We start from the raw sequence: 26,849 nt of genomic DNA, 5'->3' as shown, positions 1-26,849 counted from the left end.
GAAAAATACATAAAAGAAAACACATAGTTTGGTATTTATCGCTCAAAAAACCGGTTGCCGTTATACCTTGATCTTGCCCGTTACAGCCGAGTTGATCAAGGTTGATTTGAGTTCCTGGAGGAGTTTAATTTCATACTCCATCTTTTTTAAAGCACTTTCTATCTGCGAACTTTTTTCATTTACTTCGGCTAAGATTTCTTTTTGCTCAGTCAAAGGAGGAACGGAAATTCTTATATTGAATAAATCCCCAGTGTATAATCGAATTAAACCCTCAACAATGCCAGTTGCACTGCAAATAAATTGCCATATGTAAGCTGGGTGCCTAAACAAAAGTTCTAAGAACTTTAAATCTTCAACCACTCCATTTGAAGTATATACTGCATAATCTGGACTAACTAATCCAACTTCTTCAATCGTACTTTTGAAGAAAACGCCCAAATGTGCTTTAAGTTTATTGAATACTAAGTCGTTGTAAAGCACCTTTTTACTACCAATGCTTGTTTGGCCAGCAATAGCTTTTTCATGGTATTCGGCTCTCACAACAAGGCCATGTTCTTGGCTCATCATCAACATCGTTTCAAGACCAGTATCTGACCTGTCATTTCTTTCTGTCAGCACGTACTTCAACTTCTTCACCTCCCAATGTGCCGGAATTTCCCCTATCCACTCAATACCAGAATCTTTCATCGGCACATCCGGATTCAATCCCCGCGTAATGGCTTGATGAATCATCACCTGCCGCCGTTCGTTGAGCAACTCGATCAGCCGTTCTTTCTGGGCAATGGCCTGGTCGATCTGGGCGGTTTTTCGGTCTAAAAATTCGGCAATGCGGGTTTGTTCGGTGAGGGGGGCGAGAAGAGTTATAACCTGCCCAAAGTCATCAGTATACATTCTCCATCTGGATGGGACAACCCCTTTTGATCTCCGGCCAAATTCATCAAGGTAAATACTCGTTCGGTACAGATAGTGTAGAAACTTGGGGTTTAAATCTTTTGTCTGTCTATATACTGCATAAGCTGGACTCACAACACCGCTGAAAGAAGATAGCCCTAAGCCACCTAACCAGGCTAGCATTATATTTATTACTAAGTCGTTTTTCTGGACCTTTTTATACCCAACCAGTGATTCCGTTCTGGAACCATCGTCTCTTGTACCTACTCCAGTATATTGAGATACAGAAAGAAGCATTTCATCGCCATTTTCTGATAAGTCAATTCTTTCTTTCCATAAGTATTTAGATTTCACAACCTCCCAATGCGCCGGAATTTCGCCCAGCCACTCTACACCGGAATCTTTGTAGTCGGCATATCGGTTGTGTTTCAGCGTTTCGTTCGTTTTGATTTCAGCGGTATCAGTCATGGGTGTCGGGTTGAGGTCGGTTGTCCAGCATTCGTTTGCTCGATTCCGTAAATTGATGTAGTTTCTGCATCAGCAGTTCTTTGGGTAAATAATCAGTCAGGTATTCAGCAACCCGGATGTTAGCCGTATCGAGCTGGAGCAGTTCAATTTGCTCCCGGTTTCCTTCCGCACAGAGAATCAGCCCAATGGGTTGTTCTTCGCCGGGCTGTTGGTCGTACTTCTCCAGCCAGCGTAAATAAAGCTCCATCTGCCCTTTGTAGGCGGCTTTGAACTTACCAAGTTTCAACTCAACGGCCACCAGCCGTTTCAGCCGTCGATGATAGAAGAGCAGATCAAGCCGAAAATCCTGATTGTCGATCACCATCCGCTTTTGCCGTTCCACAAACGTAAATCCGTTGCCAAGTTCAAGAATAAACTTTTCAATCTCGCGTAGAATAGCTTCTTCCAGATCCAGTTCGCTGAACGTGTCTTTCAGGTTCAGAAAGTCAAGGAGGTACGGGTCTTTGAAAATCAGATCGGGAGTTATCCGGTCCTCTTCCCGGAGTTGCCGTAACTCCAGTTGGGCCAGGTCTTCGGGCTTTTTGGACAGAGCAGTCCGTTCAAACAACATACCGTCGATTTTTTGCCGCAGCGTTCGCACCGACCAGTTTTCGATCCGGCACATTTGCGCGTAAAAATCCCGTTGCAGGCTGTCTTTCAGCGGAATCATAGCGACAAAGTGCGACCAACTCAATTGTCGTGACAGTGTCGCGACAATGTCAGCATCCGGAAATAATTCTGAAAACTGGATCATCCGGCGTAGGTTCTTCTCGTCAAAACTACGGCCATATTCACCCGTCAATTCCTGGGCTATCGAAACCACAATCTGCTTGCCGTATTCGGCTCGTGCGTGGGCAAGTAACTCTGTATTGATTCGTTTGCCAATGTGCCAGTACAACTGCGTCAGTCCCGAATTTACGGTTTGGCTAACCATCTGACGAGTGCCTTCGATCAACTGCTTAATGTCACTAACAAGTTGATTATCTTCGGGTAGTAGCTCTTTATCCATCTTGATTACTGCGTCCGGAAAATACCCCCGGCAGTGCCGAGAGTATTGTAAAATCAGGTTAAGGATAAAATAGACTTAATCAGCCCTTCACTTTCTTCTTCCAGTTGCAGAATATCGGCACTCACTTCCTCCAGCGTCCGCAGCGGTTTGTGGCGGTAAAAGTATTTGTTAAAGCTGATTTCGTAGCCAATCTTGGTGGCGTCGAGGTTAATCCAGGCTTCGGCCACGTGGGGTTTCACTTCGCGCAGAAAATAGGCGTGGATATCGTCTTTGAGCGGCACGTTTTCCGTATCACGCAGGTCTGATTCGGTTTCATATTCGAGGTATTCACCCCGCGTGGATGCGCCCGGTTTTTCCGTAGTATAATAGCCAAAATCAGGCAATTGGGCTTCGGTACAATTCAGATGCGCCAGCAGCTCGTTCAGTTTATCGCCTTTGAGCTTGATGGTGCCTTTCACCACCTTTTCGGCATCGGCATCGTACCAGCTCACGGCATCCAGAATCTGTTTCTTTTCGGAAGCCGACAGTTTGACGCCCAGCGCCTTCAATTCCAGGTCGACCTCGCGGGCAAAGACATTAAAATTGTGGTATTCGTCGGTGCCGATGGCGCGCATTAGTTTGGTGGCGGTATTCATCAGCACCTGCTGTTTCAGCCAGTTGTCGGGTTTTAACAGGGCTTCCTGCTGTTTGCGGGCCAGGTTCAGGTCCTGTTTCTCGCACCAGTCGATCAGGTCTTTTTCCAGCGCGGGCAGGTCCGTATACACCCGATCGCCGTAGGTTTCCCAGGCCCAGGCCATCGGTTCGCGGAGTTTATTGTCAAAGCGTAACTCCGCAATCCGTTCGGCGCTAAACTGGGCTTTCAGGCGTTTGGGCCGCTCGATGGTCACTTTATAATAGCCAAAATCCGGGTTGTCGAACACCCGACTGGCCAGCCCCTCATCTCCCGTGCGTTCGATGTTCGATAGCTGTAAATACGCTTGCAGGATTTCATGGATGTGCTCGGGGGCCAGTTCACAGTTTTTGGCCCCGAGATTTTTCCGTAGTTTGCGATATAGCGGACCAGCGTCAATGAGTTGTACTTTACCTCTCCGGTGGGCGGTTTTGCCGTTGCTCAACAACCAGATATACGTCGTAATACCGGTGTTGTAAAACAGGTTATTGGGCAACTGAATGATGGCTTCGAGCAGATCATTTTCGATCAAGTAGCGCCGGATGTTGCTTTCGCCACCCCCGGCATCGCCCGTAAATAGACTGGAACCGTTGTGGACCGAGGCAATCCGGGACCCGGCCGGAGCCGCCGTTAACGGTTTGAGTTTGTTAACCATTTCCATCAGGAACAGCAACTGCCCGTCGCTCGACCGCGGAATGGCGTCAGCGTCTTCCTCTTCACCCCAATAATTTTTGAGCCTGATGCGGAAACGCGGGTCGATCACGTCATTCCCATCTTTGATGTATTTAACCTCACTCGCCCACGATTTGCCATAAGGTGGGTTGGAGAGCATAAAATCAAACTGACGACCGGCAAATTCGTCGGTCGAAAGCGTCGAGCCGTTTTTGATGTTTTCGGGGTCGTTGCCCTTGATCATCATATCCGACTTGCAAATGGCGTAGGTTTCGTCGTTGATTTCCTTGCCGAACAGATACACATCACCCGTAGCGCGGATCATGCCCTCTTCGTCTTTGATGAAGTTCTGCGATTCGGTCAGCATGCCGCCCGATCCGCAAGCCGGGTCATAGATGGTCATCACGGGTGGCAGTCGGTCTTTAATCGGCTCAAAAACCAGGTGCGTCATCAGGTCGATGACCTCGCGGGGCGTAAAGTGTTCCCCCGCTTCTTCGTTGTTCTCTTCGTTAAATTTCCGAATTAACTCCTCGAACACATAACCCATCCCCAGGTTCGACAAGGCCGGGAGTTTACGGCCTTCCGGGTCCAGTTTTTCATGCGGAGTGAGATTGATATACGGCGAGGTGAATTTTTCCAATACATCGAGCAGCACATCCTTGTTGGCCATGTGCCTGACCTGGCTTTTGAGATTAAACTTGCGAACAATCTCTTTCACATTATCGCTGAAACCGTCCAGGTAATCCGTGAAGTTGGCTTCCAGCAATTGCTGGTTATTGGTGGCCGTGTCGTGCAGTTTTTGCAGCGTCCAGACGCTGGTGTTGTAAAATACGTAGCCCGATGCCCCCCGCAAACCCGTATCGTCCAGTTCGGTAAAACCGGCTTCCTCGCGCTGAAACCGTACTTCTTCCATCACCTCGTCCTTGCTCGGTTCGAGCAGGGCATCCAACCGGCGCAGCACCACCATTGGCAGGATAACGTCCCGGTATTTACCCCGAACATACACATCGCGGAGGCAGTCGTCAGCAATGGACCAGATAAAAGAGACTAATTTATTGTGAGCACTCGTATTCATACAGGATCGCTATTTTTTCTGAATGGCAAATGTAAACAATTGACGGATTGCCGCCCGGCGTTTTCGTTGGTCGGCAAGTTATTCTTGAATAACTTGCCGCCTTCATTTCAGATACGGTTTTTACCCATGAAAATAAAAATTGGAACGCGCAGCAGTCGGCTGGCGCTTTGGCAGGCGTATTACATTCAGGATCTGCTGAAAGCGGCTGAGGTCGAGTCGGAACTGGTGCTGATCGAAACCAAGGGCGACCAGATTCTGGATCGCTCCCTATCGAAAATTGGCAGCAAGGGCGTTTTTACGCAGGAACTGGAAGACCAGCTTCGGGCGGGCACCATCGACATTGCCGTTCACAGTGCCAAAGACCTGCAATCATCCCTGCCGAACGATCTGGCGATCATTGCTTTCACGGAGCGCGAACGGGTCAACGACGTGCTGGTGAGCCACGACAAAAGCCTGTCGCTGACCGGTGGCCGGGAATTTGTCGTCGGCACTTCTTCGACGCGCCGGGTGGCGATGCTGAAGCACTTTTGCCCGCACATCACCACCGTCGACATGCGCGGCAACCTGCAAACCCGCCTGCGAAAACTGGAAGAGGGGCAGTGCGACGCGCTGCTGCTGGCCTACGCAGGCGTTCACCGGATGGAATACGACGATTTGATTGCCGAATACCTGCCGACGCAGGATTTTACGCCCGCCGTGGGGCAGGGCAGCGTGGCCATCGAAGCGGCAACCAGCCTGCCGATCGACAAACTCAATACCATTCGTCAACTCACCAACCACGCGCCCACCGAAGCCTGCCTGAAAGCCGAGCGGGCCTTTTTGCGGAGGCTGGAAGGCGGTTGCAGCATCCCGGTTTTTGGGCTGGCCACCTTGCAGGATGAGGAACTGACGCTGACCGGTGGCGTCGTGAGCCTCGACGGCCAGGAGCTGTTGCGGGAACAATTCAGCGGGCCGCTGGCGGATGCCGAACAGATTGGGCACGATCTGGCCGAAAGTTTATTAGCGAAAGGGGGGGACGAAATTTTGCGGGCGGTTCGCCAAAACTTGTAACTTGTCGGCTCAAGCCATCTGCCACCGTTTCTCATGATTAAAATTGCCCAAACCGAAGCCGATCTTCGCCGTTGTCTGCCCGCTCTGGTGACCCTGCGGCCGCATTTAACCGAAGAACAGGCGCTCCGACAGATTTTTTTGTTGCAGGAAGAAGACCGCTACGTGGTCGCTTTTGTCGATAATTCGGATACTGATCCGTCCGAAACCGTGGCCCCGGCCGCCATCGGCTACCGCTATATGAACCTGCTTTTCAGCGGGAAAACCCTGTACATTGATGACTTGTCGACCCTGCCCGACCAGCGCGGGAAAGGCTACGCCAGCCAGTTGTTGGACTTCGTGATCGACGAAGCCCGCAAAGCCGGTTGCGTGGCCGTCACGCTCGATTCGGGCCATAATCCACAGCGGTATGATGCCCACCGGCTGTATCTGAACAAGCGGTTTAACATTGTCAGTCACCACTTTGCGTTGAAATTGTAATAAAATTACCCCCAACCCCCTGAAGGGGGCTTTATAAATTCAGATGCTGAAGCCCCCTTCAGGGGGTTGGGGGCAAGCAAACCAACACACCACGTATGCGACTATTTGTCATCCTTATTTGCTTTCTGTTAACCGAGCCGGTTCTGGCCAAAAAACCGTCCAAACGCAAGGATTATCTGGTGACGATCCAGACGGATTTTGGCGTGATGCGGTTGATTCTGTACGACCAGACGCCGAAACACAAGGCGAATTTTATCAAGCTCACCCAGGAAAAGTTCTACAACGGGTTGCTGTTTCACCGGATCATCCAGAATTTTATGATTCAGGGGGGCGACCCGAATTCCCGGACGGCCCAGGCCGAACAGATGCTGGGCAGTGGCGACGTGGGCTATACGGTACCGGCCGAATTTGTCCCGGAATTGTTTCACAAGAAAGGCGCACTGGCGGCAGCCCGCGACAACAATCCGGAAAAAGCCTCGAGCGGCTGTCAGTTTTACGTGGTACAGGGCCGGGTTTGGGACGATGAAAACTTCCGGAAACAGACCGAGCGCATCACGCAACTGAAAGGACGCCAGCCAACCGACGCGCAGAAACAGGTGTACCAGTCGTTGGGCGGAACCCCGCACCTGGACGGAAATTACACGGTTTTTGGCGAGGTGATCGACGGCCTGGCCGTGGTGGACAGCGTGGCCAAACAACCCGCCAACCCGCTTAATCGCCCCCTGAAAGACCTTCGCATGACGGTTTCGGGCGAGTGGATGAAGAAGAAAAAAATTACGAAACAATTCGGGTACACCTATCGGAAGTGATTGAATGCTATGAAAAAACGAATTCTTATTACCGGTTCCAACGGCCTTCTGGGGCAGAAGTTAGTCGATCTATTGATCCGGCAACCGGAGGTGGAACTCATTGCCACGGCGCGCGGGGCCAACCGGCTGCCGGAGTCAGATCGGTATTCCTATCAACCGATGGACATTACCGACCGCCAGCAGGTGCTTGACGTAATTGGCGAAACAAAACCGGATGTGGTGATCCACACGGCGGCCATGACCAACGTGGATCAGTGTGAGTCGGAAAAAGACGCCTGCTGGGCGCAGAATGTGAAAGCGGTCGAGTATCTGGTGGAAGCCTGCCGCAGCACCGATAGCTTCCTGTTGCACGTTTCGACGGATTTTATCTTCGACGGTGCCGCCGGGCCTTACACCGAAGAAGCCGAAGCGAACCCGATCAGTTTCTACGGCTGGAGCAAATATGCCGCCGAAAAAGCCGTTATTCATTCGGGCATTCGTTGGGCCATCGCCCGGACGGTTCTGGTCTACGGCATTGCCCACGACATGAGCCGGAGTAACATTATTCTTTGGGTGAAGAAATCGCTCGAAGACGGCAAGACGATCAAAGTGGTGACCGATCAGTGGCGCACGCCAACGCTGGCCGAAGATCTGGCCCTCGGCTGCTGGCTCATTGCCGACCAGAAAGCGGAAGGTATTTATAACATTTCCGGGAAAGACTTTCTGAATCCCTACGAAATGGCCATCAAAACCGCCGAGTATTTCAACCTCGATAAGTCGCTCATTACCCAGGCCGATTCGTCGACATTTTCGCAACCCGCCAGACGCCCCCCGCGCACGGGTTTTGTGCTGGACAAACCGCGCCGGGTGTTGGGCTACGAACCCAAAAGTTTTGAAGAAGGCATTGCGGTTCTGGCCGCGCAGATTTAAAATCGGTTTACGGTTTTCAGTTTATGGTTTACGGTGGCTGACGCGTGCTTACTTGGATACGTTAGCTACCTTAAACTGAATACCGTAAACCGAATACCGTAAACCGTAAACCGAACACCGTCAACCCTAAACCCCTTCCTGAATCGTATGAAATGGATCCTGTTTTTTGTTCTTGCCGTCGTTTCCCTGAACGGTCTGGCGCAGTTACCGGCTGCGGGCAAACGCATCGACGGCCCCGTTACCACGAAGCGCGGCATCGTTCTGAAAGCGGGGGATTCGGTTCGGTTTGGGAAGGGCGGATTGCCTTCGGGGGCTTATCAGCATGCCTATCTCTCGTTTGACAAATTTGGACAAAAAGCGGCTGCGCTGGAAGAGGGGTACGCCTTCAAATATGCGACCATCAGAGAGTTTCGCGAGGTTGGTACGGGCGCTGATAAACGCTTGGTGGTGCTGGTCCGGCCAAAAGGAGGAATTAGCGTCAACTTCAGAGCCATCGACATCGAGCCGGCCATGGAGGCTAAGGAAGTCATTTCAATCAACGGCACGGCGATCAGCAAACTGGTCACCAAAAAGCAAATTTGAGCCGAATCTTTGCAACGCGAAAAACCGTCCGCGATTGGTTGAACAATGGTTATCCGGTATATTGCGCCCCGGTGCTAACAAATTGTCAATGTGAAGGTTAAGGAAGGATTCTTCAAGTGGGTTGCCGGGGCGATGGGGATTCTGCTGCTCAGCTACGGTTTTTTACTGTGGCAGCGAAAAGCAACGGCTCCACCAGCCGACATGAAATTGTATTTTTCGGTTTCTACCCAACTGTCTGAAGGGAAAATACCGTACCGCGATTTTACCGTTGAATACCCGCCATTGGCCCTGTTGCCGCTGGTGCTTCCGCACCTGGTTACGGCTGGCCTGACGCTCGATTACCGGGCGTATTCCATGCTGTATCTACTGGAAACCTTTTCACTGCTGTTGCTGATTGCCTTCACGGTACAACAAGTGGCCCGGTTTTGGCCGGAATCGTTGCCCCCCTGGCGGCTCCTGGCGGTTTATTTGCTGCTCATCATTCTGAGCAAAGATTTTGTATTCTGGCGGTATGATCTCTTTCCGGCCTGGCTGACCTTACTGGCTTTTCTGGCGGTTTTAAAGAAGCAACCCCTGCTGGCGGGGATGTGGATTGGGCTGGCCATCATGGCCAAATTATATCCGGTTATGCTGGTGCCGGTTCTGCTGGTGTATTACCTGGCCGGGCAGCAATACCGGGCGTCGGTGCGGCTGGTGGCCGGAACCGGGCTTGCGGTTGCGCTGGTGTTGCTGCCGGTTGTGTTTCTGTCTGGGAATCAGGTATTTTCCTTTCTGACATATCACCAATTGCGGGGACTTCAAATCGAAAGTGTGGCCGGGGGCTTGGTTCTGCTGGGACATTTAACGGATTTGTCGCGGGTCAGCACCGCCTTTAACTACGGGGCCTTTCACCTGGAAGCCAGTGGGGTTGGGCCGGTTCTGAAAGCCTTACCGGGATTGTTTCTGGTGGCTTTTAGCGGGCTTCTGGCGCTTGGCTGGTTCCGGTTCCGGCTCGAATACGGGCAGACCGGAACGGTTTCTGCGGACAGTCTGCTTCGGTTTTTGCTGGGTGCTTTGATGGTTTTTATCAGTACCAACAAGGTGTTTTCGCCCCAATACCTGATCTGGTTACTTCCGTTTGTGCTCTTTCTATCCGTCAAGCAGATCGCCTGGATGGGCTTCATTTTTTTACTGACCACGCTGGTCTACCCGGTTTTTTACCCCAAACTGGTTGATCCTACGGTTTTTGGTGTTTTGCTGCTGACAGCCCGGAACGGTTTTTTTCTCTTTTTCTTCGTCCACGTCCTGCGAAAAAAACACCCCTCTTCATCCCTGCCGAATCTTTCCCCAACGCCCTATCCGAATGGGTAGCCTGCCGCCGGGAGGAGCCGATTCAACATTTTTGCTGATTAATAATACTTTATTTCGGGATTGGGTGGGCTCGCTTGCGTCTACGCAGGAAATACGATAAGATTGTTGTGTGTAAAAGTCTTCTTTGCTATAGCTATGTCTCTTCGTACCAGCAAGTACCGGTGGGGCCGTCGAGTGAGCCAGACCGGTGTGTTTTTTCTGGCGGGCCTGTTCCTGATCGGATCAACGGGTCGAAAACCCAGCGAAACGCCGGGCTTTCAGGTGCCGGACGGTTTTACCATCGAACGGGCCGTGGCACCGGACTTGCTGTCTTACCCCATGTTTGCCAGCTTCGATGGCGCCGGTCGGCTTTTTGTGTTTGAATCAACTGGTCCGAATGCCATGGGAACCGAAAAAATGCTGGCCGAACCGTCGTATCACATTCGCTTGCTGGAAGATGCCGATGACGACGGCCAGTTTGAAAAAAGCCGGATTTTTGCCAAAAACATTCCGTTTCCCAAAGGTGGTGTATTTTACCGGGGCAGCCTGTATGTAGCCGAATCTCCCAATCTGGTGAAGTATACGGATACGAACGACGATGGCGTTTCGGACCAAAAAGATGTGATTCTGACGGGCTGGACGCTGCACGCCAATGGAGCCACGCTGGGTGGCCCTTTTTTCGGCCCCGATGGCTGGCTCTACCTGACCGACGCCCGCCGGGGATTTTCGATTACCACCAAAGAGGGTAAGCTCCTGAAAGGAAAAAGTGCCCGAATCTGGCGCTGTCGCCCCGACGGAACCGGCCTGGAGTCGCTGGCGGGGGGCGGTTTTGATAATTCCATTGAAATTGCCTTTATGCCGTCGGGTGAAACCATCGGAACGATGACTTATTTTGTCGATCCGCAGGATGGGCAACGCGACGCCCTGATGCACTGGGTGGAAGGCGGCACGTACCCCAAACCGAACCCCGTCATCGCCGAAGATGGCCTGAAACTCACCGGCGACCTGATGCCGACGATGACCAAAATGCCCCGCGTGGCCCCTTCCGGCATCATGCGTTACCGGGGTGCCGGTTTTGGAGCGGCTTATCAAGGTAATTTGTTCAATGCCGAATTTAATACCGGACGAATCATGCGGCATAGCCTTTCGCCCGACGGAGCCACGTTCAAAACGGAGGATAACGTCTTTTTGAAGTCGTTCAGCGCCGATTCGCACCCGACGGATGTGCTTCAGGATGCAGATGGCAGTATGCTGATGGTGGTGACGGGCGGCTGGTTCATCGAAGGATGTCCGCTGTCGCGCGTTGCCAAACCGGATGTTCAGGGCGGTATTTACCGCATCCGCAAAACCGGTGCGCCCAGGCCGAACGATGCGTGGGGCAAAAAACTCACACTGGCCAAACAGACGCCCCAAACCCTGCTCAACTACCTCACGGATACCCGGCTGGCCGTCCGCGACAATGCGATGGAGCAATTGATTCAACGCGGAAATGCAGCGGTCAACCCCCTTCTCACGGTTTGGCCTGCCTTAAAAGATGAGGAGGTGCGGGCATCGGCGGTTTTTGCGTTGTCCCGGATCAATACGCCTTCGGCCTGGAATGGCGTTCATAAAGCACTGACTGACAGGAGTAGTGTCGTTCGTACGGCTGCCGTTCGGGCGTTGGGGTTGCATAAAGACAGAATGGCCGTTGACAAGCTCATTGCTTTGATGCAGAAGGATGCGTTGCCGGTTCGTCGCCAGGCGGCCACGGCGCTGGGGCAGATCGGCGATCAAAAAGCCGTTCCGGCCTTGCTGAACGCTGCCGCGAGCAATACCGACCGGTTTGTCGGACATGCCATCGTCCACTCACTCATTACACTCAGGAATACGGAACTGCTGATCAAGGCGCTGGAAAATTCGTCTTCGAAGATCCGTGTTGCGGCCCTGATTGCGTTGGATCAGATGGACGGTGCTCCGCTTCAAAAAACGCATCTGGCCGCAGCCCTGGCCGCCCGGGAGACGGATTTCCAGAAAACCGGTATCTGGGTGGCTTCCCACCACCCCGAATGGTCGGACATTGTCATCGGTTTTCTGGAAAAAAAACTCAGGGACGGGGCGCTTTCGGATGCCGACGCCGGTTCGGTTCAGGAACTGATGCTGACCTTTAGCAAGGAACCCACTTTACAGAATTTTTTAGCCGCCCAACTGGCAAGTTCGGCCACGACCTCCGCCCGAAAAGGGTTGCTGCTGGAGGTCATGGCAAAATGTACGTTGAAGAAGCTGCCGGATGTGTGGGTAGAAGAACTGGGGAATCAACTCCGGAGCAACGATGAGCAGGTGCTTTCTCAGGTGTTGGGATTGATTGAATCCCGGCGGATCAAGGTGCTGAATCCGCATCTGGACCGGATCGTTCAGGGGGAAAAGACGCCCGTTGGCTTCCGGCTGAAAGCCCTGAGCGCGCGGATCATGTCGTCGCCGGGTCTGACCGATCCGGAGTTTCAACTCTTGCTGACGTACCTCGGCCCATCGTTCGATTCGCCGGTGCGCCAGCAGGCGGTTCGGCTCCTGAACCACGCTGAACTGACCAATGACCAGCTTCTGGTGATCGCCCGCACCCAACTCGGGAAGGCGGACGCTTTCCTGTTGCCGCCCCTGCTGAGTGCCTTTGAAGGAAACCGGGATGAACAGGTGGGCCAGGAACTCATCACCGCCCTGCAAGTGGTTTCGGGGCGGCTGGACAATGTGCCGGAGCAGGATTTTCAAAACCTGTTGAAGCCGTTTCCGGCATCGGTGCAAACCCAGGCCGCCCCGCTGCTGGTCAAACTAAAGTCGTTGCATGCGGAGCGGTTGGCGCACCTGCAAAACCTGGAAGCCCGGTTGACAGGGGGCGATGTGGGCGAAGGCCGGAAACTGTTTTATGGCAAGGCGTCGTGTTCTACCTGCCATGCCGTGGGAGCAGAAGGCGGGCGTTTTGGTCCCGACCTGACCAACATCGGTGAAATCCGTTCTCAGCACGACATTCTGGAAGCCATCGTATACCCGAGCGCCAGTTTTGCCCGGGAGTATGAAACGTTCCGGGTGTTCACGAAAAACACGTCGTATACGGGCATCCTGAAGGAACAGCTTCCGGAGTCGGTCGTGATTGAACTGGGGCCTGCCCCCGGTGTACGGATTGCCCGTTCGGAGATCACCACCATCGAACCGCAGACGTTGTCGATGATGCCGCCGGGCCTGGATCAGCAACTGAATCCGGCCGAAATGGCCCACTTGATCGCTTTTCTCAACGCGCTGCCCTACCGACTGGACCGGATGATTCAGGCCAGTCAGAAAAAATAAAACCGGAATCTGTTCCTGATAAAAGTGATTGAAAATGAGGGGCTTGGGTTTAATCGTTCTGGCGGTGATCGTTGGCCTGTTGGTTGCCACAGGCGATGCCACCGCTCAATCGGCGCGGTCGAAAACCGTCAGACTGTTTAACGGAAAAAACCTGAAGGGGTGGTATGTCTTTATTGAAAAACGGGGGCGGGAGAATGATATCAAAAAGGTCTTTGCAGTACACGATGGACTGATTCACGTCTCGGGCGAAGAATATGGCAGCATCATTACCAATAAGGAGTACGAAAATTATATGCTGACGGTGGAGTTTAAATGGGGAGACAGGACTTATGCGCCCCGGGAAGACCGTGCGCGGGACAATGGCATCCTATTGCATTCTACCGGGCCGGATGGCGGGTATCGCGGGATCTGGATGCGTTCCATCGAATGCCAGCTCATTGAGGGTGGATCGGGTGATTTTCTGGTGGTGGGCGATGGCAGTGAGAACTACGCCTTGACGGCCACCGTAGCACCCAAACAGGAAGGCCGGGGCAATGTGTATTCCCCGTCGGGTTCGCCCCTGACCATCCACAGCGGCCGGATCGACTGGTTCGACCGGGACCCGGCCTGGAAGGATGTCAAGGGGTTCCGGGGTGCCAAAGACATTGAAAAACCGCTGGGCGAGTGGAATACGGTGGTTTGCGTGGCCGAGGGCGACACGGTTTCGATTTACCTGAACGGAACGCTGGTCAACCAGGCTATCCAGGTGAAACCCGCGAAAGGTCGCATCCAGATTCAATCCGAAGGTGCCGAACTGTTTGTTAGAAAAGTGGAACTTGCTCCTTTACGAAGGAAATAGCACCTGTTTAGAATCAAAAACCACTAGATTGTAGCCAATGACCCCAATTCCGCAAGAAATCCCGGTCGGCATCGTTGGCCTTGGGCTGATGGGATGCAGCATTACCACCTGTTTACTGATTGCCGGTCATCCCGTCGTTGCCGTTGCGCCGATTCCCGTTGACATGGTCACCGCCCTGCCCCGGATCAAAGAGCACCTCGAACGGTCGTATCAGAAAGGACTAATTACGAATCAACCGGAATCGTATCTGGAAAACCTGATTCTGACGGAGGACTACGAAGAACTCCGGCCCGCCCGGCTGGTCATCGAATGTACCATCGAAGACCGGGGGATTAAGGAATCGGTATACCAGAAAGTGGAACGGGTGATTGCTTCCGATGCGCTGCTGGCCAGCAACACTTCGGCCATTCCGATCAGTGTGCTTCAGAAACTGACCCAGCACCCGGAGCGGTTTTTTGGACTGCACTGGGCCGAACCGGCGCATACCACCCGGTTTCTGGAAATCATTTGCGGAGACGACAGTGCGGTTTCCCAGGGCGAATACCTCTATGAACTGGCCCACTTCTGGGGCAAGGAACCGATCCTGGTCCGGAAGGATATCGCCGGTTTTATCACCAATCGCCTGATGTATGCGATGTACCGGGAAGCCATCAGTCTGGTCGAAAATGGCTACGCGACAGTGGAGGATGTGGACCGTTCCTGCCGCAACAATGCGGGCTATTTCATGACGCTGGTGGGGGTTTTCCGCTGGATGGATTTGACCGGCGTTCCGGCCTACCATACCGTTATGAAAGACCTGTTGCCCACGCTCAACAACAGTACGGAAGTGCCTAAGCTGATCGACGACATCGTAAAAAGCGGGGGGCGGGGCGTCGCCAATGCACACGGTTTTTACGACTACACGCCGGAAGAAGCCCGGCTTTGGGAGGAAACATTTACGGAATTTAGTTACAAAATCCGCGAAATTGCCTTGCAATACCCGGCCGATTATGTGAAGAAAAAACTGAAAGAGGACGATTCGGTATAGAAACGATTTCAGGATTGCGTAAAACGAATATCGAATGAAAAATGATGAATATTAAATGTAAAAGTGGCTCACATTCCAATACTTTTACATTTAATATTCATCATTTTTCATTCGATATTCATCATTCTCTTTTCCTTGTAGAGAAATGAAATCCTGAACGAGTTCTTCATTTCCCTTATATCACTAAAAATCAACTCTGCGTCGCGGTAGGCTCTGCCGAATGGCCGGGTTCCGTTTCCTGTGGTTCAGGTCCCCAGTGTCGCCCACGTCCGAATCCGCGCGGGCCACAGCCGCCTTTCCATTGTTCCTTCATCTGCTGCTTGAACTGCTGGCGTTCTTCGGGCGTCATGTTTTGCCAGCGGTTCGACATTTTCTCGCGCCAGTAAGCGTGTTTCGGGTGACCGTAGGGATTCCCGCCCCAGCCGCCACCGCCCCACCGTCGGCCACCCCAGCCCCCGCGAAAACCGACCAGCATCCGGCTCAGCAGGAGCAGGCCCAGGGCCTGAACGAAGGTGATGGTCGGGCCGGCAAACAGCACCGGCACCAGCCAGTTCCAGAGACTCGATACGGCCCAGCCGGCCGCCGTTACAAAAATGGCAGCGAGTAACAGGCCGCCAAATACGCGTTTAATCCAAAATAGTTTCATGGTTTCTTAAATGTTTAATACGGGTAGATGGTTTCACCCCATTGTTACAACATGCGTCATCCCTACGGGATTTGTTTCATTCTAATTCGGTGGTTTTGCCCCATTGCTACAATATGAATCATCCCTACGGGACTTGTTTCATTCTAATTCGGCGGTTTTGCCCATTGTTACAACATGCGTCATCCCTAAGGGATTTTGGGATTTGATAATCCCGTAGGGATGATTCATATTGTAGCCCTCGATTTTAATCGGGGTAAAAGGGAACGAGGTGGGTCTAAAATCCCGTAGGGATGACCGATATAATGCCTTATTTCCTAAAATTTAAATAGGTTATTGTTCGCGCGGTTTCACCGTGTTCGACCCTTTGTCATACGGCTGGCAAACGGCGGCATGGTGACGGTCAAAACCGTGTTGTCCGCGCCAGTGTCCGCCATGCCCACCGCCGAAGCCAAAACCGCCCACCAGCAGTCTCGTCAGAAACAGAAGACCCAGTGCCTGAACGAACCGGATTTTGGGTCCGTTAAAAACCGAGGGCACCAGCCAGTTCCACAGCCGCATGACCACCAGCGTGACGAGCATGAAGAGGGCAATTCCGAGGGCTAAAAAGCCAATTCCTTTTAAAATCAACAGAGGTTCCATTGTCGTTGTGTTTAGTTTATGATCCATTCTTCGTATAAGCCCCGCAGGCGTTCCCGCAGGTACAGAATCGCGTAGCGTTTGCGCGACAGCAGTGTGTTGATCGGAATACCGGTTTCGTCGGCCATGTCCCGGAAACTCTGTCCGTCGATCTCGTGCCGGATAAATACCTCGCGTTGTTCGGCGGGGAGTTCCGAAACCGCTTCCATGACGGCTTCCATCATCGCTTCGCGCATCAGCATTTCGTCGGCGGTCAGGTCGTTGGCGGGCAGCAAACTGGCCATCAGCAGCGGTTCGCCATCGTCGTCGGCGTAGCCCCTGGACTGGTCTTCCAGCGAAACCGTCCGCTTTTTCCGGTACCAGTCGACGATTTTCCGCCGGGCCACCGCAAACAGCCACCCCGCCAGATGCTCGATGGGCTGCGTCAGCGGTTCCGTGGGCGACGGCAGTTGCGTCCGCCGGTCGATTTCAGCCCAGTCCATCAGCACATCCTGCAACAGGTCTTCGGCATCCTCGCGCGTCGGGAGCCGTCGACGAATAAAATCCAGCAGGCGGGGTCGTTCGCGCTGAACCGCCCGGGCCGCCCCGTCGGGTGGCCGGGAATCGGGACCGGAATGGTCCGATCCCTCCGGATTGATGGGGACTGACAGCGCAACGTTTCTCATACAGTAGGGAAGTCGGATGAAAACAGCGGATATTGTATGGACAGTGCCTGAAGTCCCTAAAAATGGATAAGTGGCGCAATTGACCCGACGAAAGGTTGTTTAGGGCTTGGGAGTAAAGAAGTTAGAAGAAAGACAAGAGATGTGAGAAGGTTATTTTTGAGGCATTCATCTCACCACTCATCCCTGCCGTCCCAGGCGCAAAAAAGAAAAATGCCCCATCCATTTCATTTCTACCGGTTTTTTGGCAGATTCATAACCCGAATCCGCGATGACGTATCGGGGCATAACCGGTAAGACTATACGCTCTGTTGGCCTTCCTTTTTCGGATGAAACCTGCCGAACGCCATACAAATAGCCGATCGATTGCCTATATTTGTCATGGATTATTCCGTTAGTTTTTTGAATCTCACTAATCTTTTACTCAATATAGTATGAACAGAAGAGATGCCTTGATGCGGGTTGCGGCCTTGATGGGAACCACCCTGACGCTGCCTGCACTCGCGGATACGCTCGAAGCGTCGGCCACCAGACGGGCCCTGAGCGGAAAGCCTCTGTTGTTTACGGCCGACCAGGACACGATGGTCGCTGAAATGACCGAAGTCATTATCCCTACGACCAGCACCCCCGGTGCGAAAGCCGCCAAAGTCAATGAAATCATTGACATTATTTTAAAAGACTGTTATCCGCAAAAAGATCAGAAGCAGTTTTTAGACGGACTGGCCCATACCAATGAGCTGAGTCAGGCTGCCTACAGCAAGAATTTCGTGGCACTCGACGCCACGCAACGGACGGAGATCATGACGAAATTGCAGGCCGAAGCCGCCGAACAACGCAAGGCGATGGCATCGATGCCCGCTGAAAAACGGTATACGCCCTTCTTCAACACCCTGAAATCTTTGACGCTGAACGGGTATTTTACATCGGAAATCGGTGCTACGCAGGCCCTGGCCTACATTGCCGTTCCGGGCCGGTTCCAGGGGTGTGTTGATCTGAAACCCGGACAGAAAGCCTGGGCTACCTAGTGTCGATGAACAAGGACGAATGAAAGGCTTTCCGGTTCGTTCGTCATTTGGGGCTGCCTGAGCAGTTCCGGCAATTGTTCATTATCCATTTTCATTCGTTATTAAAAACATGAACCTCAACATAGATAGTATCAAAGCCACTACCTACGACGCCATTGTGGTCGGATCGGGGATCAGCGGGGGATGGGCAGCGAAAGAGCTGACGGAGAAGGGTTTGAAGGTGCTGATGCTCGAGCGGGGCGAAGACATCAAACACATTGAAGGGTATAAAACCGCCATGACCGACCCCTGGCAGTTTCCGCACCGGGGGCGGGTGACGTCGGAGATTGCCGAAGAACAGGCCGTTCAGGCCCGGACGGGCTACACGGTTTCGGAAGGAACCGCTTACCTGTTTGTCAACGATAAAGAAAATCCGTATCTGGAAGACAAGCGGTTCGACTGGATGCGCGGCTACCACACGGGTGGGCGTTCGCTGATGTGGGGCCGTCAGAGCTACCGCCTGGGCGATCTCGATTTTGAAGCCAACATCAAGGAAGGCGTCGGTGCCGACTGGCCGATCCGCTACAAAGACATTTCGCCCTGGTACGATTACGTCGAAAAATTCATCGGCGTCAGTGGTTCACGCGACGGGTTGCCGCAGTTGCCCGACGGGCAGTTTCAACCGCCGATGGACATGTATTGTCTCGAAAAACACGTCAAAGGCGAGGTAGAGAAAAAATTCAAGGAACGGACGATCACCATTGGCCGGGTGGCACACATCACCAAGCCTACGGCGCAACAAAGCGCCCTGGGCCGAGCGCAATGTCAATACCGGAACCTGTGTAGCCGGGGGTGTCCGTTCGGCGCGTATTTCAGCACGCAGTCGGCCACCTTGCCGGCAGCCATGAAAACCAAAAACCTGACGCTCCGCCCGCATTCCATCGTGACCTCGGTGATCTACGACGAAGCGAAGAAAAAAGCGACGGGCGTTCGGGTGGTCGATCAGTTGACGAAAGAAGAACTGACGTTCAACGCCAAAATTATTTTCCTGTGTGCTTCCTCGATGGCGTCGACGCAAATCCTGATGGCGTCGGTTTCCAACCGGTTTCCGAACGGTTTGGGCAACGAAAGCGGGGTGCTGGGTCACTATGTAATGGATCACCATTTCCGGGTGGGTGCCAGTGGCGTCTACGAAGGGTTTGGCGATAAATACTACTACGGTCGTCGGGCGAACGGGATTTACGTGCCGCGTTTCCGCAACCTGCCCGGCCAGGCAAAACGCGATTACCTGCGCGGTTTTGGCTACCAGGGCGGTGCTTCGCGCATGAACTGGGGCCGGGGTACGGCTTCGGAGGGCTTCGGAGCGGCCTTCAAAGACGAAATGACCAAACCCGGACCCTGGGCCATGAACCTGGGCGGTTTTGGCGAATGCCTGCCGTATTTCGAAAACAAAGTCGTGATCGACAAGTCGAAAACCGATAAGTATGGTCTGCCGGTACTGCGTTTCGATGCCGAATTCAAGGAAAACGAAATGAAAATGCGGAAGGACATGGGCAACGATGCGGCCGAAATGCTCGAAACGGCGGGTTTGAAAAACGTGACCATCAACGACAACGGTTCGTGGCCGGGTCTGGGGATTCACGAAATGGGAACCGCCCGGATGGGGAATGATCCGAAACAGTCGGTGCTGAACAAATTCAACCAGGTGCATTCGGTGAAAAATGTTTTCTGTACCGACGGCGCGTTCATGGTTTCGGCTTCGTGTGTCAACCCGTCGCTCACCTACATGGCCATGACCGCCCGCGCGGCCAACTACGCCGTGCAGGAACTGAAGCGGCAAAACCTGTAGTAGAATGATGAGTTATGAATGATGAATGGGCTTACGCTTATCAATTCATCGTTCATCATTCATAACTCATCATTCTTTTTGCAACCCTTTCGATATCAGCCTTGTCATATCGTTCAGAGCGTTGTCTCGGCGGTGATATGTTTACATCCAGATTTTATAGTACGGTATTGACGGTGTTATTACTGGGCACAGTGGCTTGCGATCGAATCGCGCAGGACGCTGCACCCGGCCCTGATGGCGTTGATACGGAAGAAATAGAGTATTATACCCTGCCCGACCAGCAGGTAGCCATTGATCTGACTTCCATTTCCGGCCTCAATTCGGTCACAACCCTGTACATCACCCAAACACCGCGGCTTGGTAATGCCCGATTCAGTGGCAGCGGTTTGCTGGTTTATACGCCCTATTCCACCTTTGTGGTGGGTGAAGACCAGTTTTCGGTCAGCACGGGGAAAGAAACCCGGCTGGCCCGGTCGTTCCGGATCAGCATGGCGGCCGACAGCAGCCGGATTCCGTGTAATGCCGGTCCGATTCCGGATTGGTACCGGACGGCCGAAAGCCAGCCCATTACAGCAGACGTCTTAAAAAATGACCGGTTTTGTGATGCCACGGTCGATCTGGCCAGTCTGGCCGTACAGCAGCAACCGGAGCATGGCAAAGTAACCGTCGAAAACGGGGAAATAAGGTATACGCCCACGGCCGGTTTCAACGGATTTGATTTTTTCTTTTATAAGGTGAAGGCGGTTTTTCCGCAGAAAAGCCGCACGTTTCTATGTCCGGTTCGGATTAGCGTCGGCGATCCGTATAAAGACTGTAAAATTCTGCTGAAAGACGAGCAGGTCTACTGGAAACAATGGTTCATTACCGATTCGCTGCGCATTCCGGTTCTGGCCAACGACCAGCTTTGTAAATCCCGGTACGATTTGCCGGTTACGATCGTCAAGGCACCCGGCAAGGGTACGGCGCGGGTGTTGAAGAACAATACGGTGTTGTATTTTCCGACAAATGGCTATACGGGAGAGGATGAATTGACGTACCGGCGTTGTGATGCCGGAGATTGTCAGGAAGCCACGGCCCGCATTTCGGTCACCGGCCCGGAGGCCGGTTGCGCCTTGACGGCCCGTAACGACAACGGGCAGATTTCGTCCGCTATTTTGCCTGCTGATCCTAAGAAACGGGTTGTTTACATTTATGCGCTGGGAAATGACCGCGTTTGTACACCCTTGCAAAGTATGACCATTACGGATAATCCATCGGGTGCGGCTCTGGAAGTCCTGCCGAACGGGGTTATTATGTACCGGCCATCCCTGGATTTTAGAGGAAATTTTCAATTTACCTATGAATTGACAGACGTGAAAAATAATAAGTCGTCGGCGACGGTAAATCTTGCCATTCAGTAAATTAGGAATGGTAAATTGGGTCGGTTTAAGGAAAAGTTGTAATTCGTACGTACACCGTCGTCCTGAAGAAACTCTTTGTCTGAAATAGAATTGTTGCGGGCATGCCAGCGTCACGATGCGCGGGCTCAAACGGCTTTGTACGAACGTCACAAAAGCCGGATGATGGGCCTTTGCCGTCGCTATGCCCGTTCGCGCCCGGAAGCGGAAGACATGTTTCAGGAAGGGTTTATCCGCATCTTCCAGCAAATTCACACCATCGAACAACCCGAGCGGTTGCTGAACTGGATGAAACGGGTGATGGTCAACACGGCCATTAACTGGTACCACAAGCACCACCACGAGCAATCCGAAACCGATTACGAAGAAGCCTGGGAAACCAGCAACACCGAACACAACGATATTCTGGCCCGCATCTCAACGGAGGAACTGCTCACGCTGGTGCAGGACCTGGCCGATGGCTACCGCATGGTATTCAACCTGTACGTTGTCGATGGCTACAGCCACCAGGAAATTGCCCGGATGCTGGGAATTTCGGAAGGAACCTCGAAGTCGCAACTGGCGCGGGCCAAAGACGTTTTAAGACAAAAATTGAAGAAAATAGGGATTGTCAGCTATGGCAGCTACTGAAGAGGAGTGGGAACGGATTTTCCGGCAGCGACTCGAAAACTACGAGTCTGAACCGGCGGAAGACGCTCTGGAACGTATTTTAAGGGGATCAAAACCGCCATCGGTCGAAAAACCGGGGCGTCACATGGGTCGGCGAATTGGCCTGAGTCTGGCCTTCCTGGCTATTCTGGTCCTGCTAACCGTTGGCGTCCGGGAGTATTCAGCCTCGTCGGAAGGCACCGTTGCGCAATCACCGGCGGTGGTGAAACCGGAAACGGCACGGACTACCGTTGGTTCTGAAAACCGTCCAACAGCCGGGCATCGTATACCCCAAAACGGAAGGTCGGCCCACGCGATTGACCAACCGGCAGCGGCCCTTCCCGGCCTTGCCAGAACCCAGGGTGATGAAGGAGCAGTTTTTGCCCGGGCAATCGAAAAATTCCGGCGAAAACCCGTTGGCTCAGGTTCTGACCCGTTGCGAAGGAATGATCAAAACACGAGTGTGAAGGTAGTAAATCAACTGAGCAGTATACCGAAAGAAATACCCAACAAAGCCTATGATGTAAACTCTACGATTCAATCATCCTATCCACAAACGAATATGGAGACGGAAACGGCTCTGCGCTACGTGTTTGTGGCCCGAAAAGCGACCCGGCTTGTGTTTCCCGTTGCCAACTTACCCGCTGTTCATGCACTGGCCACGCAGCAGGCACCCGCTATTGAACCGGAGCGTCTGGCCGCGCGTCCTTCCTTTTTTGCCAGTGTAATGCCGCTGTACACGTTCCGGGAAGTAACGCCGGTGCGGCAGGATGAGGTCGTAATGGAAAAAATCCGCCCGTCCACATCTTTATCCGCCCGAACGGGTTTGCGGGTGCAGGCCGGGGCCGAATGGCCGCTGAGCCGCAGGCTTAGTCTACGGGTTGGAGCGGTTTATCAGAAATTGCAGCAGGAAATGACCTACTCCGCCCGGGCGCTCCGCTCGGATTCGACCAAGGTGGAGTGGGTCGATCAGCAAACCATTAAATTAACGCCTTTGTATAAATCAGAGGAGCACCGGGTGAAAACCACCTGGCAGTATGCCGCCCTGAGTGCAGAAGGACGTTGGCAGTTGAATCCGGGTCAGATGACGGGGCTGCGACATTCGATTGCGTTCGGAGGGAGCGTGGGTTATCTGGTCAATGGCCGCTCCAGCCAGCGCTGGCAGCCCTTTTTGCAGGCTTCCTACGGCATTGAGCGCCAATTGACGGAGAAATTGCGGTTGCAGGTTGAACCCGGAATCGTCTATAATCTCAACGCCATCAGCGATAATTCCCGCTGTTTCAGCGTCCGACCCTACAGCTATGGTCTGGTAATTGGGCTACACTGGCAGCCTTAAATATGAACGGACCGTCGTCCCGTTGGCTCAGGAATTTAAAATTTTTCCGAACAACTTTAGTATGATCAGAGTTTGTTTTATAATTGATTTGGTTCAAACAACCATCATAAAACAAAACTCAACGATGAAAAAGCTAGTGATGATGGGGGCTATGTTCGTGGCGGTTGCCCTCAACGCCAAAGCACAGAACACGACCGGGTCGACAGGCACCGGTACGACGACCGGTACGACTGTAAATCCACAAACGCAGACGACCAATCCGCAAACCCAGGGGATGAATAGCCAGTCGACGGGTACGACGGGGAACACCAACACGACGACCTATCCGCAGGGACAAACGACTTTGGGATCGCAGTCGCCTACCGGCTCGACGGCCAATCCGCAAATGCAAACGCAGCCTCCGACGACCGGAACCACTACGTTTCCGCAAACGCAGCAAGGCCAGCAGGGGCAAATGAACCAACAGGGTCAGATGAATCGTGAGCGCCGGACCACCGATCCAACGTCTACCCAGACCGATCCGGTTCAGGGTTCAACGACGACCAATCCTTCGACTACGACCAGCCCGACGAACTCAGAAATGAACACCAAGGGAACGACGAACAATTCGAACGACCGCAAAAACCGGAGAAATAGAAACCGGAACGATTCGACGATGAAGCGTGATACGCTGCAAAATAAATAGTAGAGAATCAGTTAGGTAATCCAAGAAAAGCAGTCATCACTCGGTGTCTGCTTTTTTTCCTTACAACCATGAAAAAGCTACTGATTGCCAGCCTGATCGGAATTTCCTTTTTTGGAATCTCCGCCCAAACTACGGGGATGGTCCGTCTCTGGGATCCTGTTGCCGGACAAACCGCCACGCAGGATACGATTAAAAAAGATACAAACCGGCTTCGGCAGGGCGACCGGATGCGCCGGGGTCAGATCGAAGACCGACGACCAACGGGCGACCCGAATCCGAAGCAGCTTCGCACCGATTCGCTTCGGCGGGGTGGAGCGATGAAAGTGGATACCGTTCAGCATTAACATGAAAAACCTCCCGGCCCGGGAGGTTTTTTCGTTCAGGAGGATGGGTTAGTAATGGATTTGGATCGTATTACAGCGATACGGTCAGGTCTGACACCACATATTCGTAGGGCGACGTCTGGAGCAGCGCCCCGTTCGATACGCTGTATTTTTTGCTGGTCGTGACGTATCCATCGGCATTGAGGGTGTAAGCAAACCGGTAATCGGTCGTTGTGCCACCGTATACCATTTGAATCGTCTTCAGCCGTTGCACCAGGTGTTTGCTGGTTTTGCCAAAAATACGCAGGTACGGGTCCAGGTTGAATACGCCAACCGCATTCAGACGGTTATTATCGGTTAGGATGGATGAACCTGCAAACTGGTATTCATAGATATTCTTCTGGATTACATCATTCGGGTTGTTGAACCGCTTTACTTCAACCAGATCACCGTCGGCGTTGTAGGCAAATTCTACGCGCATGTTGGGGTAAATGGAATGGTAGCGGTTGATCAACCGTCCCTTGGCGTCGTAATCGTACTTAAACGAGTTCATGGTAATGTGTGGGATGCCATCCACGACGGAATAATCCGGTACTTCAGAGTGCGTGCAGCGGCCGTTCGCATCCAGAAAATAGGTGCCATCCTGCGTTTTCGTACCGCCTACCAGCGTTAGCGTCGTAACTTTTCCGGGACTGTAGGCATACGTGGTCGTGCGGTTGCCTTCCATGACTTTCACCAGCTTTCCGTTCGCATCATACGACAACGTAGCGTTGCCTTGTTTCACCAGGGTGTGTTTTTTCGCTACCGACACGATGATGTCATCCATTCCCAGGGCATTGGATTCAGCCGACTGTTCCATGTTCGACTGGCGGGGTGCTGAAGGTTCAAGCTGCTGGTTTTCGCACGATGACAAACTGATCAGGATACTACAGAGCACCAGAGCGCTGATTTTAGTGAGGTTCATTGGTTCTTTGTTGTTTTGGTATGTTGGTGCAACAAAGGTAGATGGTCGATATTCGGTCGGCCAGCCGGAGTCGGTAACAAGTGGGTTGGGGTAAATAACGAGCGGGAAAGAGCGGGCAGTTGGTTAGTGAAACTCGGATTATAAATCCGGGACAGAGTGAATCGAGATTGCAAATCTCGATCAGCGGAGGTCAGCAAAGTAAAATAGAGATGGGAAAGCCTTTAGGAAATGACCGGTTTCAACGCTATCGAACGCCATGCAGACTTTTTTTGTCAGATTCTTCCTTCTTTCAGGGCTTCTATTACATCAGATCGCAGGGTATGCGCAGGTACCTGAACCCAATTACGACGAAACCAAAATACCGCCTTACACCTTGCCCGATCCCCTGGTCACGCAGGCTGGGAAGCGCATCACAACCACTCGCCAGTGGGAAAGTCACCGACCGGTTTTGTTGAAACAATTTGCAACGCAGGTGTACGGCGCAACGCCCGAGCGTCGGCTGGCCACCCGGTATGAAGTAAAATCGGTGGATTCCTCCGCGCTCGGCGGAACGGCGATTCGCAAGCAAATTTCCATCATCTGGACCGAATACCCCAATCTGCCGTCGCTGGATATTCTGCTGTATGTGCCCAAAAGCGTGAAACGACCGCCGGTTTTTGTCGGGTTCAATTACATGGGAAACCACAGCATCAGCACCGAACCCGGTATTGCCCTCTCCACACACTGGTTACCCAACCGGCCCGACGGAAAAGTCGTCAACAACCGGGCGACAGAAGCCGCGCGGGGTGTTCAGCTATCCCGCTGGCCTCTGGAACTGATTATTTCGAAGGGCTACAGTGTGGCAACGGCCTATTACGGCGATCTGGAACCGGATCATCCGGAGGGCTGGAAAACCGGCATTCGTTCTGTATTGGGGCCACCGACGGCGAAGAAAAGTGACGGCTGGCAGGCAATTGGCGTCTGGGCGTGGGGCATGAGCCGGATGCTCGATTACCTGGAAACCGACGGATTGGTGGATGCCAAACGGGCGATTGCGCTGGGGCATTCGCGCCAGGGAAAAGCCGCTTTGTGGGCGGGTGCGCAGGATACGCGGTTTGCGGCCGTCATCGCCAACGAGTCCGGCGAAGGCGGAGCGGCTTTATCGAAGCGCGTTTTTGGCGAAACGATTCTGCGGCTTAATACGAGTTTTCCACACTGGTTTTGTCCGCAATACCAAACCTATAACAACCGGCCCGAAGCCCTGCCGTTCGATCAGCACCAGCTCCTGGCCCTGATCGCGCCCCGGCCACTCTACGTTGCCAGTGCGCAGGGCGACCAGTGGGCTGATCCGAAAGGCGAATTCATGAGTGCCCGCCAAACCGATCCGGTTTACAAACTATACGGCAAAAAAGGCATTGGAACCGACGATTGGCCGCCCGTTCACACCCCCGTCGGCGAGACAGTTCGATACCACATCCGCACGGGCGAACATGACGTCAAGCGGTATGATTGGGAGCAATTTCTGGACTTCGCCGATCAGCAGGTGAAGAGACGTTAGAT

General features: G+C 53.0%; 24 protein-coding genes. 17 read left to right on the top strand and 7 right to left on the bottom strand.

What is annotated here, in order from left to right; translation table 11 throughout:
* Positions 1-60 precede the first annotated feature (60 nt).
* The 3 genes from ACO064_RS08730 to ACO064_RS08720 are packed head-to-tail and all read right to left on the bottom strand — an operon-like array spanning position 61 to position 4,824.
* A complete protein-coding gene (locus ACO064_RS08730) occupies positions 61-1,359 on the bottom strand; it encodes a restriction endonuclease subunit S (RefSeq protein ID WP_421827000.1) in 1,299 nt (432 codons plus the stop codon).
* Positions 1,352-2,407 carry a PDDEXK nuclease domain-containing protein gene (locus ACO064_RS08725; RefSeq protein WP_421826999.1) on the bottom strand — a complete coding sequence of 352 codons (1,056 nt, stop codon included), beginning with the start codon at positions 2,405-2,407 and terminating at the stop codon, positions 1,352-1,354. The genes ACO064_RS08730 and ACO064_RS08725 overlap by 8 nt, the downstream gene beginning before the upstream one ends.
* Positions 2,408-2,460: 53 nt before the next feature.
* The gene (locus tag ACO064_RS08720; protein WP_421826998.1) at positions 2,461-4,824 is read right to left on the bottom strand and encodes a type I restriction-modification system subunit M; all 2,364 of its coding nucleotides are present in this window, start codon (positions 4,822-4,824) and stop codon (positions 2,461-2,463) included.
* Between the two features lie 126 nt (positions 4,825-4,950).
* Between ACO064_RS08720 and hemC the strand changes: the two genes are divergently transcribed.
* The 9 genes from hemC to ACO064_RS08675 all read left to right on the top strand — a co-directional run bounded on the left by hemC (position 4,951) and on the right by ACO064_RS08675 (position 15,160).
* Entirely contained in the window at positions 4,951-5,874 is a 924-nt protein-coding gene (gene hemC, locus ACO064_RS08715; protein WP_421826997.1) for a hydroxymethylbilane synthase, read from the top strand.
* A 33-nt stretch (positions 5,875-5,907) separates the two neighbouring features.
* Positions 5,908-6,351 carry a GNAT family N-acetyltransferase gene (locus ACO064_RS08710; protein WP_421826996.1) on the top strand — a complete coding sequence of 148 codons (444 nt, stop codon included), beginning with the start codon at positions 5,908-5,910 and terminating at the stop codon, positions 6,349-6,351.
* A 95-nt stretch (positions 6,352-6,446) separates the two neighbouring features.
* Positions 6,447-7,160, top strand: coding sequence for a peptidylprolyl isomerase (locus ACO064_RS08705; RefSeq protein WP_421826995.1), 714 nt, complete (start codon positions 6,447-6,449; stop codon positions 7,158-7,160).
* A gap of 9 nt (positions 7,161-7,169) precedes the next feature.
* Positions 7,170-8,069, top strand: coding sequence for an SDR family oxidoreductase (locus tag ACO064_RS08700; protein WP_421826994.1), 900 nt, complete (start codon positions 7,170-7,172; stop codon positions 8,067-8,069).
* Between the two features lie 147 nt (positions 8,070-8,216).
* Positions 8,217-8,651: a hypothetical protein gene (locus ACO064_RS08695; protein WP_421826993.1), complete on the top strand. Its 435-nt coding sequence runs from the start codon at positions 8,217-8,219 to the stop codon at positions 8,649-8,651.
* Between the two features lie 90 nt (positions 8,652-8,741).
* Entirely contained in the window at positions 8,742-10,001 is a 1,260-nt protein-coding gene (locus ACO064_RS08690) for a glycosyltransferase 87 family protein (protein ID WP_421826992.1), read from the top strand.
* Positions 10,002-10,136: 135 nt separating this feature from the next.
* Positions 10,137-13,295: a PVC-type heme-binding CxxCH protein gene (locus tag ACO064_RS08685; protein WP_421826991.1), complete on the top strand. Its 3,159-nt coding sequence runs from the start codon at positions 10,137-10,139 to the stop codon at positions 13,293-13,295.
* A 34-nt stretch (positions 13,296-13,329) separates the two neighbouring features.
* Positions 13,330-14,133: a 3-keto-disaccharide hydrolase gene (locus ACO064_RS08680; RefSeq protein ID WP_421826990.1), complete on the top strand. Its 804-nt coding sequence runs from the start codon at positions 13,330-13,332 to the stop codon at positions 14,131-14,133.
* 37 nt (positions 14,134-14,170) lie between these two features.
* Complete coding sequence (locus ACO064_RS08675) at positions 14,171-15,160, top strand: 3-hydroxyacyl-CoA dehydrogenase family protein (protein ID WP_421826989.1); 990 nt, start codon at positions 14,171-14,173, stop codon at positions 15,158-15,160.
* Between the two features lie 190 nt (positions 15,161-15,350).
* Here ACO064_RS08675 and ACO064_RS08670 read toward each other — a convergent pair whose 3' ends face one another.
* The 3 genes from ACO064_RS08670 to ACO064_RS08660 all read right to left on the bottom strand — a co-directional run bounded on the left by ACO064_RS08670 (position 15,351) and on the right by ACO064_RS08660 (position 17,107).
* Positions 15,351-15,806 carry a hypothetical protein gene (locus ACO064_RS08670; protein WP_421826988.1) on the bottom strand — a complete coding sequence of 152 codons (456 nt, stop codon included), beginning with the start codon at positions 15,804-15,806 and terminating at the stop codon, positions 15,351-15,353.
* A gap of 330 nt (positions 15,807-16,136) precedes the next feature.
* Entirely contained in the window at positions 16,137-16,445 is a 309-nt protein-coding gene (locus tag ACO064_RS08665) for a hypothetical protein (RefSeq protein WP_421826987.1), read from the bottom strand.
* A gap of 11 nt (positions 16,446-16,456) precedes the next feature.
* Complete coding sequence (locus tag ACO064_RS08660) at positions 16,457-17,107, bottom strand: RNA polymerase sigma factor (RefSeq protein ID WP_421826986.1); 651 nt, start codon at positions 17,105-17,107, stop codon at positions 16,457-16,459.
* Positions 17,108-17,538: 431 nt separating this feature from the next.
* On the opposite strand from ACO064_RS08660, the gene ACO064_RS08655 reads away from it, so the two are divergent.
* The 7 genes from ACO064_RS08655 to ACO064_RS08625 all read left to right on the top strand — a co-directional run bounded on the left by ACO064_RS08655 (position 17,539) and on the right by ACO064_RS08625 (position 24,367).
* Complete coding sequence (locus tag ACO064_RS08655) at positions 17,539-18,129, top strand: gluconate 2-dehydrogenase subunit 3 family protein (RefSeq protein WP_229312255.1); 591 nt, start codon at positions 17,539-17,541, stop codon at positions 18,127-18,129.
* Positions 18,130-18,238: 109 nt separating this feature from the next.
* Positions 18,239-19,957, top strand: a complete 1,719-nt coding sequence (locus ACO064_RS08650; RefSeq protein ID WP_114408106.1) for a GMC oxidoreductase — start codon at positions 18,239-18,241, stop codon at positions 19,955-19,957.
* A 191-nt stretch (positions 19,958-20,148) separates the two neighbouring features.
* A complete protein-coding gene (locus ACO064_RS08645) occupies positions 20,149-21,357 on the top strand; it encodes an Ig-like domain-containing protein (protein WP_421826985.1) in 1,209 nt (402 codons plus the stop codon).
* 75 nt (positions 21,358-21,432) lie between these two features.
* Positions 21,433-21,984, top strand: coding sequence for an RNA polymerase sigma factor (locus tag ACO064_RS08640; protein WP_421826984.1), 552 nt, complete (start codon positions 21,433-21,435; stop codon positions 21,982-21,984).
* Positions 21,971-23,338 (top strand): hypothetical protein, encoded by a 1,368-nt coding sequence (locus ACO064_RS08635; protein ID WP_421826983.1) that lies wholly within the window; start codon positions 21,971-21,973, stop codon positions 23,336-23,338. Before ACO064_RS08640 ends, ACO064_RS08635 begins: the two co-directional genes overlap by 14 nt.
* Positions 23,339-23,462: 124 nt before the next feature.
* Complete coding sequence (locus ACO064_RS08630; RefSeq protein ID WP_421826982.1) at positions 23,463-24,023, top strand: hypothetical protein; 561 nt, start codon at positions 23,463-23,465, stop codon at positions 24,021-24,023.
* A gap of 68 nt (positions 24,024-24,091) precedes the next feature.
* Positions 24,092-24,367, top strand: coding sequence for a hypothetical protein (locus tag ACO064_RS08625; protein WP_421826981.1), 276 nt, complete (start codon positions 24,092-24,094; stop codon positions 24,365-24,367).
* Positions 24,368-24,437: 70 nt separating this feature from the next.
* Here ACO064_RS08625 and ACO064_RS08620 read toward each other — a convergent pair whose 3' ends face one another.
* Entirely contained in the window at positions 24,438-25,310 is an 873-nt protein-coding gene (locus tag ACO064_RS08620; RefSeq protein WP_421826980.1) for a hypothetical protein, read from the bottom strand.
* A gap of 373 nt (positions 25,311-25,683) precedes the next feature.
* On the opposite strand from ACO064_RS08620, the gene ACO064_RS08615 reads away from it, so the two are divergent.
* Positions 25,684-26,847: an alpha/beta hydrolase family protein gene (locus ACO064_RS08615; protein ID WP_421826979.1), complete on the top strand. Its 1,164-nt coding sequence runs from the start codon at positions 25,684-25,686 to the stop codon at positions 26,845-26,847.
* Positions 26,848-26,849 lie beyond the last annotated feature (2 nt).

Source organism: Larkinella sp. (genome assembly GCF_965227735.1).
Classification (GTDB): domain Bacteria; phylum Bacteroidota; class Bacteroidia; order Cytophagales; family Spirosomataceae; genus Larkinella.
The sequence above is the reverse complement of the archived record's forward strand: the minus strand, read 5'-3'. Positions and strand labels throughout refer to the sequence as shown.

Bases quoted from the DNA above. Each gene is read 5' to 3' on its own strand.
- ACO064_RS08625 (WP_421826981.1), top strand. From the start codon at position 24,092: ATGAAAAAGCTACTGATTGCCAGCCTGATCGGAATTTCCTTTTTTGGA.
- ACO064_RS08685 (WP_421826991.1), top strand. From the start codon at position 10,137: ATGTCTCTTCGTACCAGCAAGTACCGGTGGGGCCGTCGAGTGAGCCAG.
- ACO064_RS08620 (WP_421826980.1), bottom strand. From the start codon at position 25,310: ATGAACCTCACTAAAATCAGCGCTCTGGTGCTCTGTAGTATCCTGATC.
- ACO064_RS08680 (WP_421826990.1), top strand. From the start codon at position 13,330: ATGAGGGGCTTGGGTTTAATCGTTCTGGCGGTGATCGTTGGCCTGTTG.
- ACO064_RS08675 (WP_421826989.1), top strand. From the start codon at position 14,171: ATGACCCCAATTCCGCAAGAAATCCCGGTCGGCATCGTTGGCCTTGGG.
- ACO064_RS08660 (WP_421826986.1), bottom strand. From the start codon at position 17,107: ATGAGAAACGTTGCGCTGTCAGTCCCCATCAATCCGGAGGGATCGGAC.
- ACO064_RS08695 (WP_421826993.1), top strand. From the start codon at position 8,217: ATGAAATGGATCCTGTTTTTTGTTCTTGCCGTCGTTTCCCTGAACGGT.
- hemC (WP_421826997.1), top strand. From the start codon at position 4,951: ATGAAAATAAAAATTGGAACGCGCAGCAGTCGGCTGGCGCTTTGGCAG.
- ACO064_RS08720 (WP_421826998.1), bottom strand. From the start codon at position 4,824: ATGAATACGAGTGCTCACAATAAATTAGTCTCTTTTATCTGGTCCATT.
- ACO064_RS08710 (WP_421826996.1), top strand. From the start codon at position 5,908: ATGATTAAAATTGCCCAAACCGAAGCCGATCTTCGCCGTTGTCTGCCC.
- ACO064_RS08655 (WP_229312255.1), top strand. From the start codon at position 17,539: ATGAACAGAAGAGATGCCTTGATGCGGGTTGCGGCCTTGATGGGAACC.
- ACO064_RS08635 (WP_421826983.1), top strand. From the start codon at position 21,971: ATGGCAGCTACTGAAGAGGAGTGGGAACGGATTTTCCGGCAGCGACTC.
- ACO064_RS08670 (WP_421826988.1), bottom strand. From the start codon at position 15,806: ATGAAACTATTTTGGATTAAACGCGTATTTGGCGGCCTGTTACTCGCT.
- ACO064_RS08650 (WP_114408106.1), top strand. From the start codon at position 18,239: ATGAACCTCAACATAGATAGTATCAAAGCCACTACCTACGACGCCATT.
- ACO064_RS08665 (WP_421826987.1), bottom strand. From the start codon at position 16,445: ATGGAACCTCTGTTGATTTTAAAAGGAATTGGCTTTTTAGCCCTCGGA.
- ACO064_RS08705 (WP_421826995.1), top strand. From the start codon at position 6,447: ATGCGACTATTTGTCATCCTTATTTGCTTTCTGTTAACCGAGCCGGTT.
- ACO064_RS08630 (WP_421826982.1), top strand. From the start codon at position 23,463: ATGAAAAAGCTAGTGATGATGGGGGCTATGTTCGTGGCGGTTGCCCTC.
- ACO064_RS08700 (WP_421826994.1), top strand. From the start codon at position 7,170: ATGAAAAAACGAATTCTTATTACCGGTTCCAACGGCCTTCTGGGGCAG.
- ACO064_RS08730 (WP_421827000.1), bottom strand. From the start codon at position 1,359: ATGACTGATACCGCTGAAATCAAAACGAACGAAACGCTGAAACACAAC.
- ACO064_RS08725 (WP_421826999.1), bottom strand. From the start codon at position 2,407: ATGGATAAAGAGCTACTACCCGAAGATAATCAACTTGTTAGTGACATT.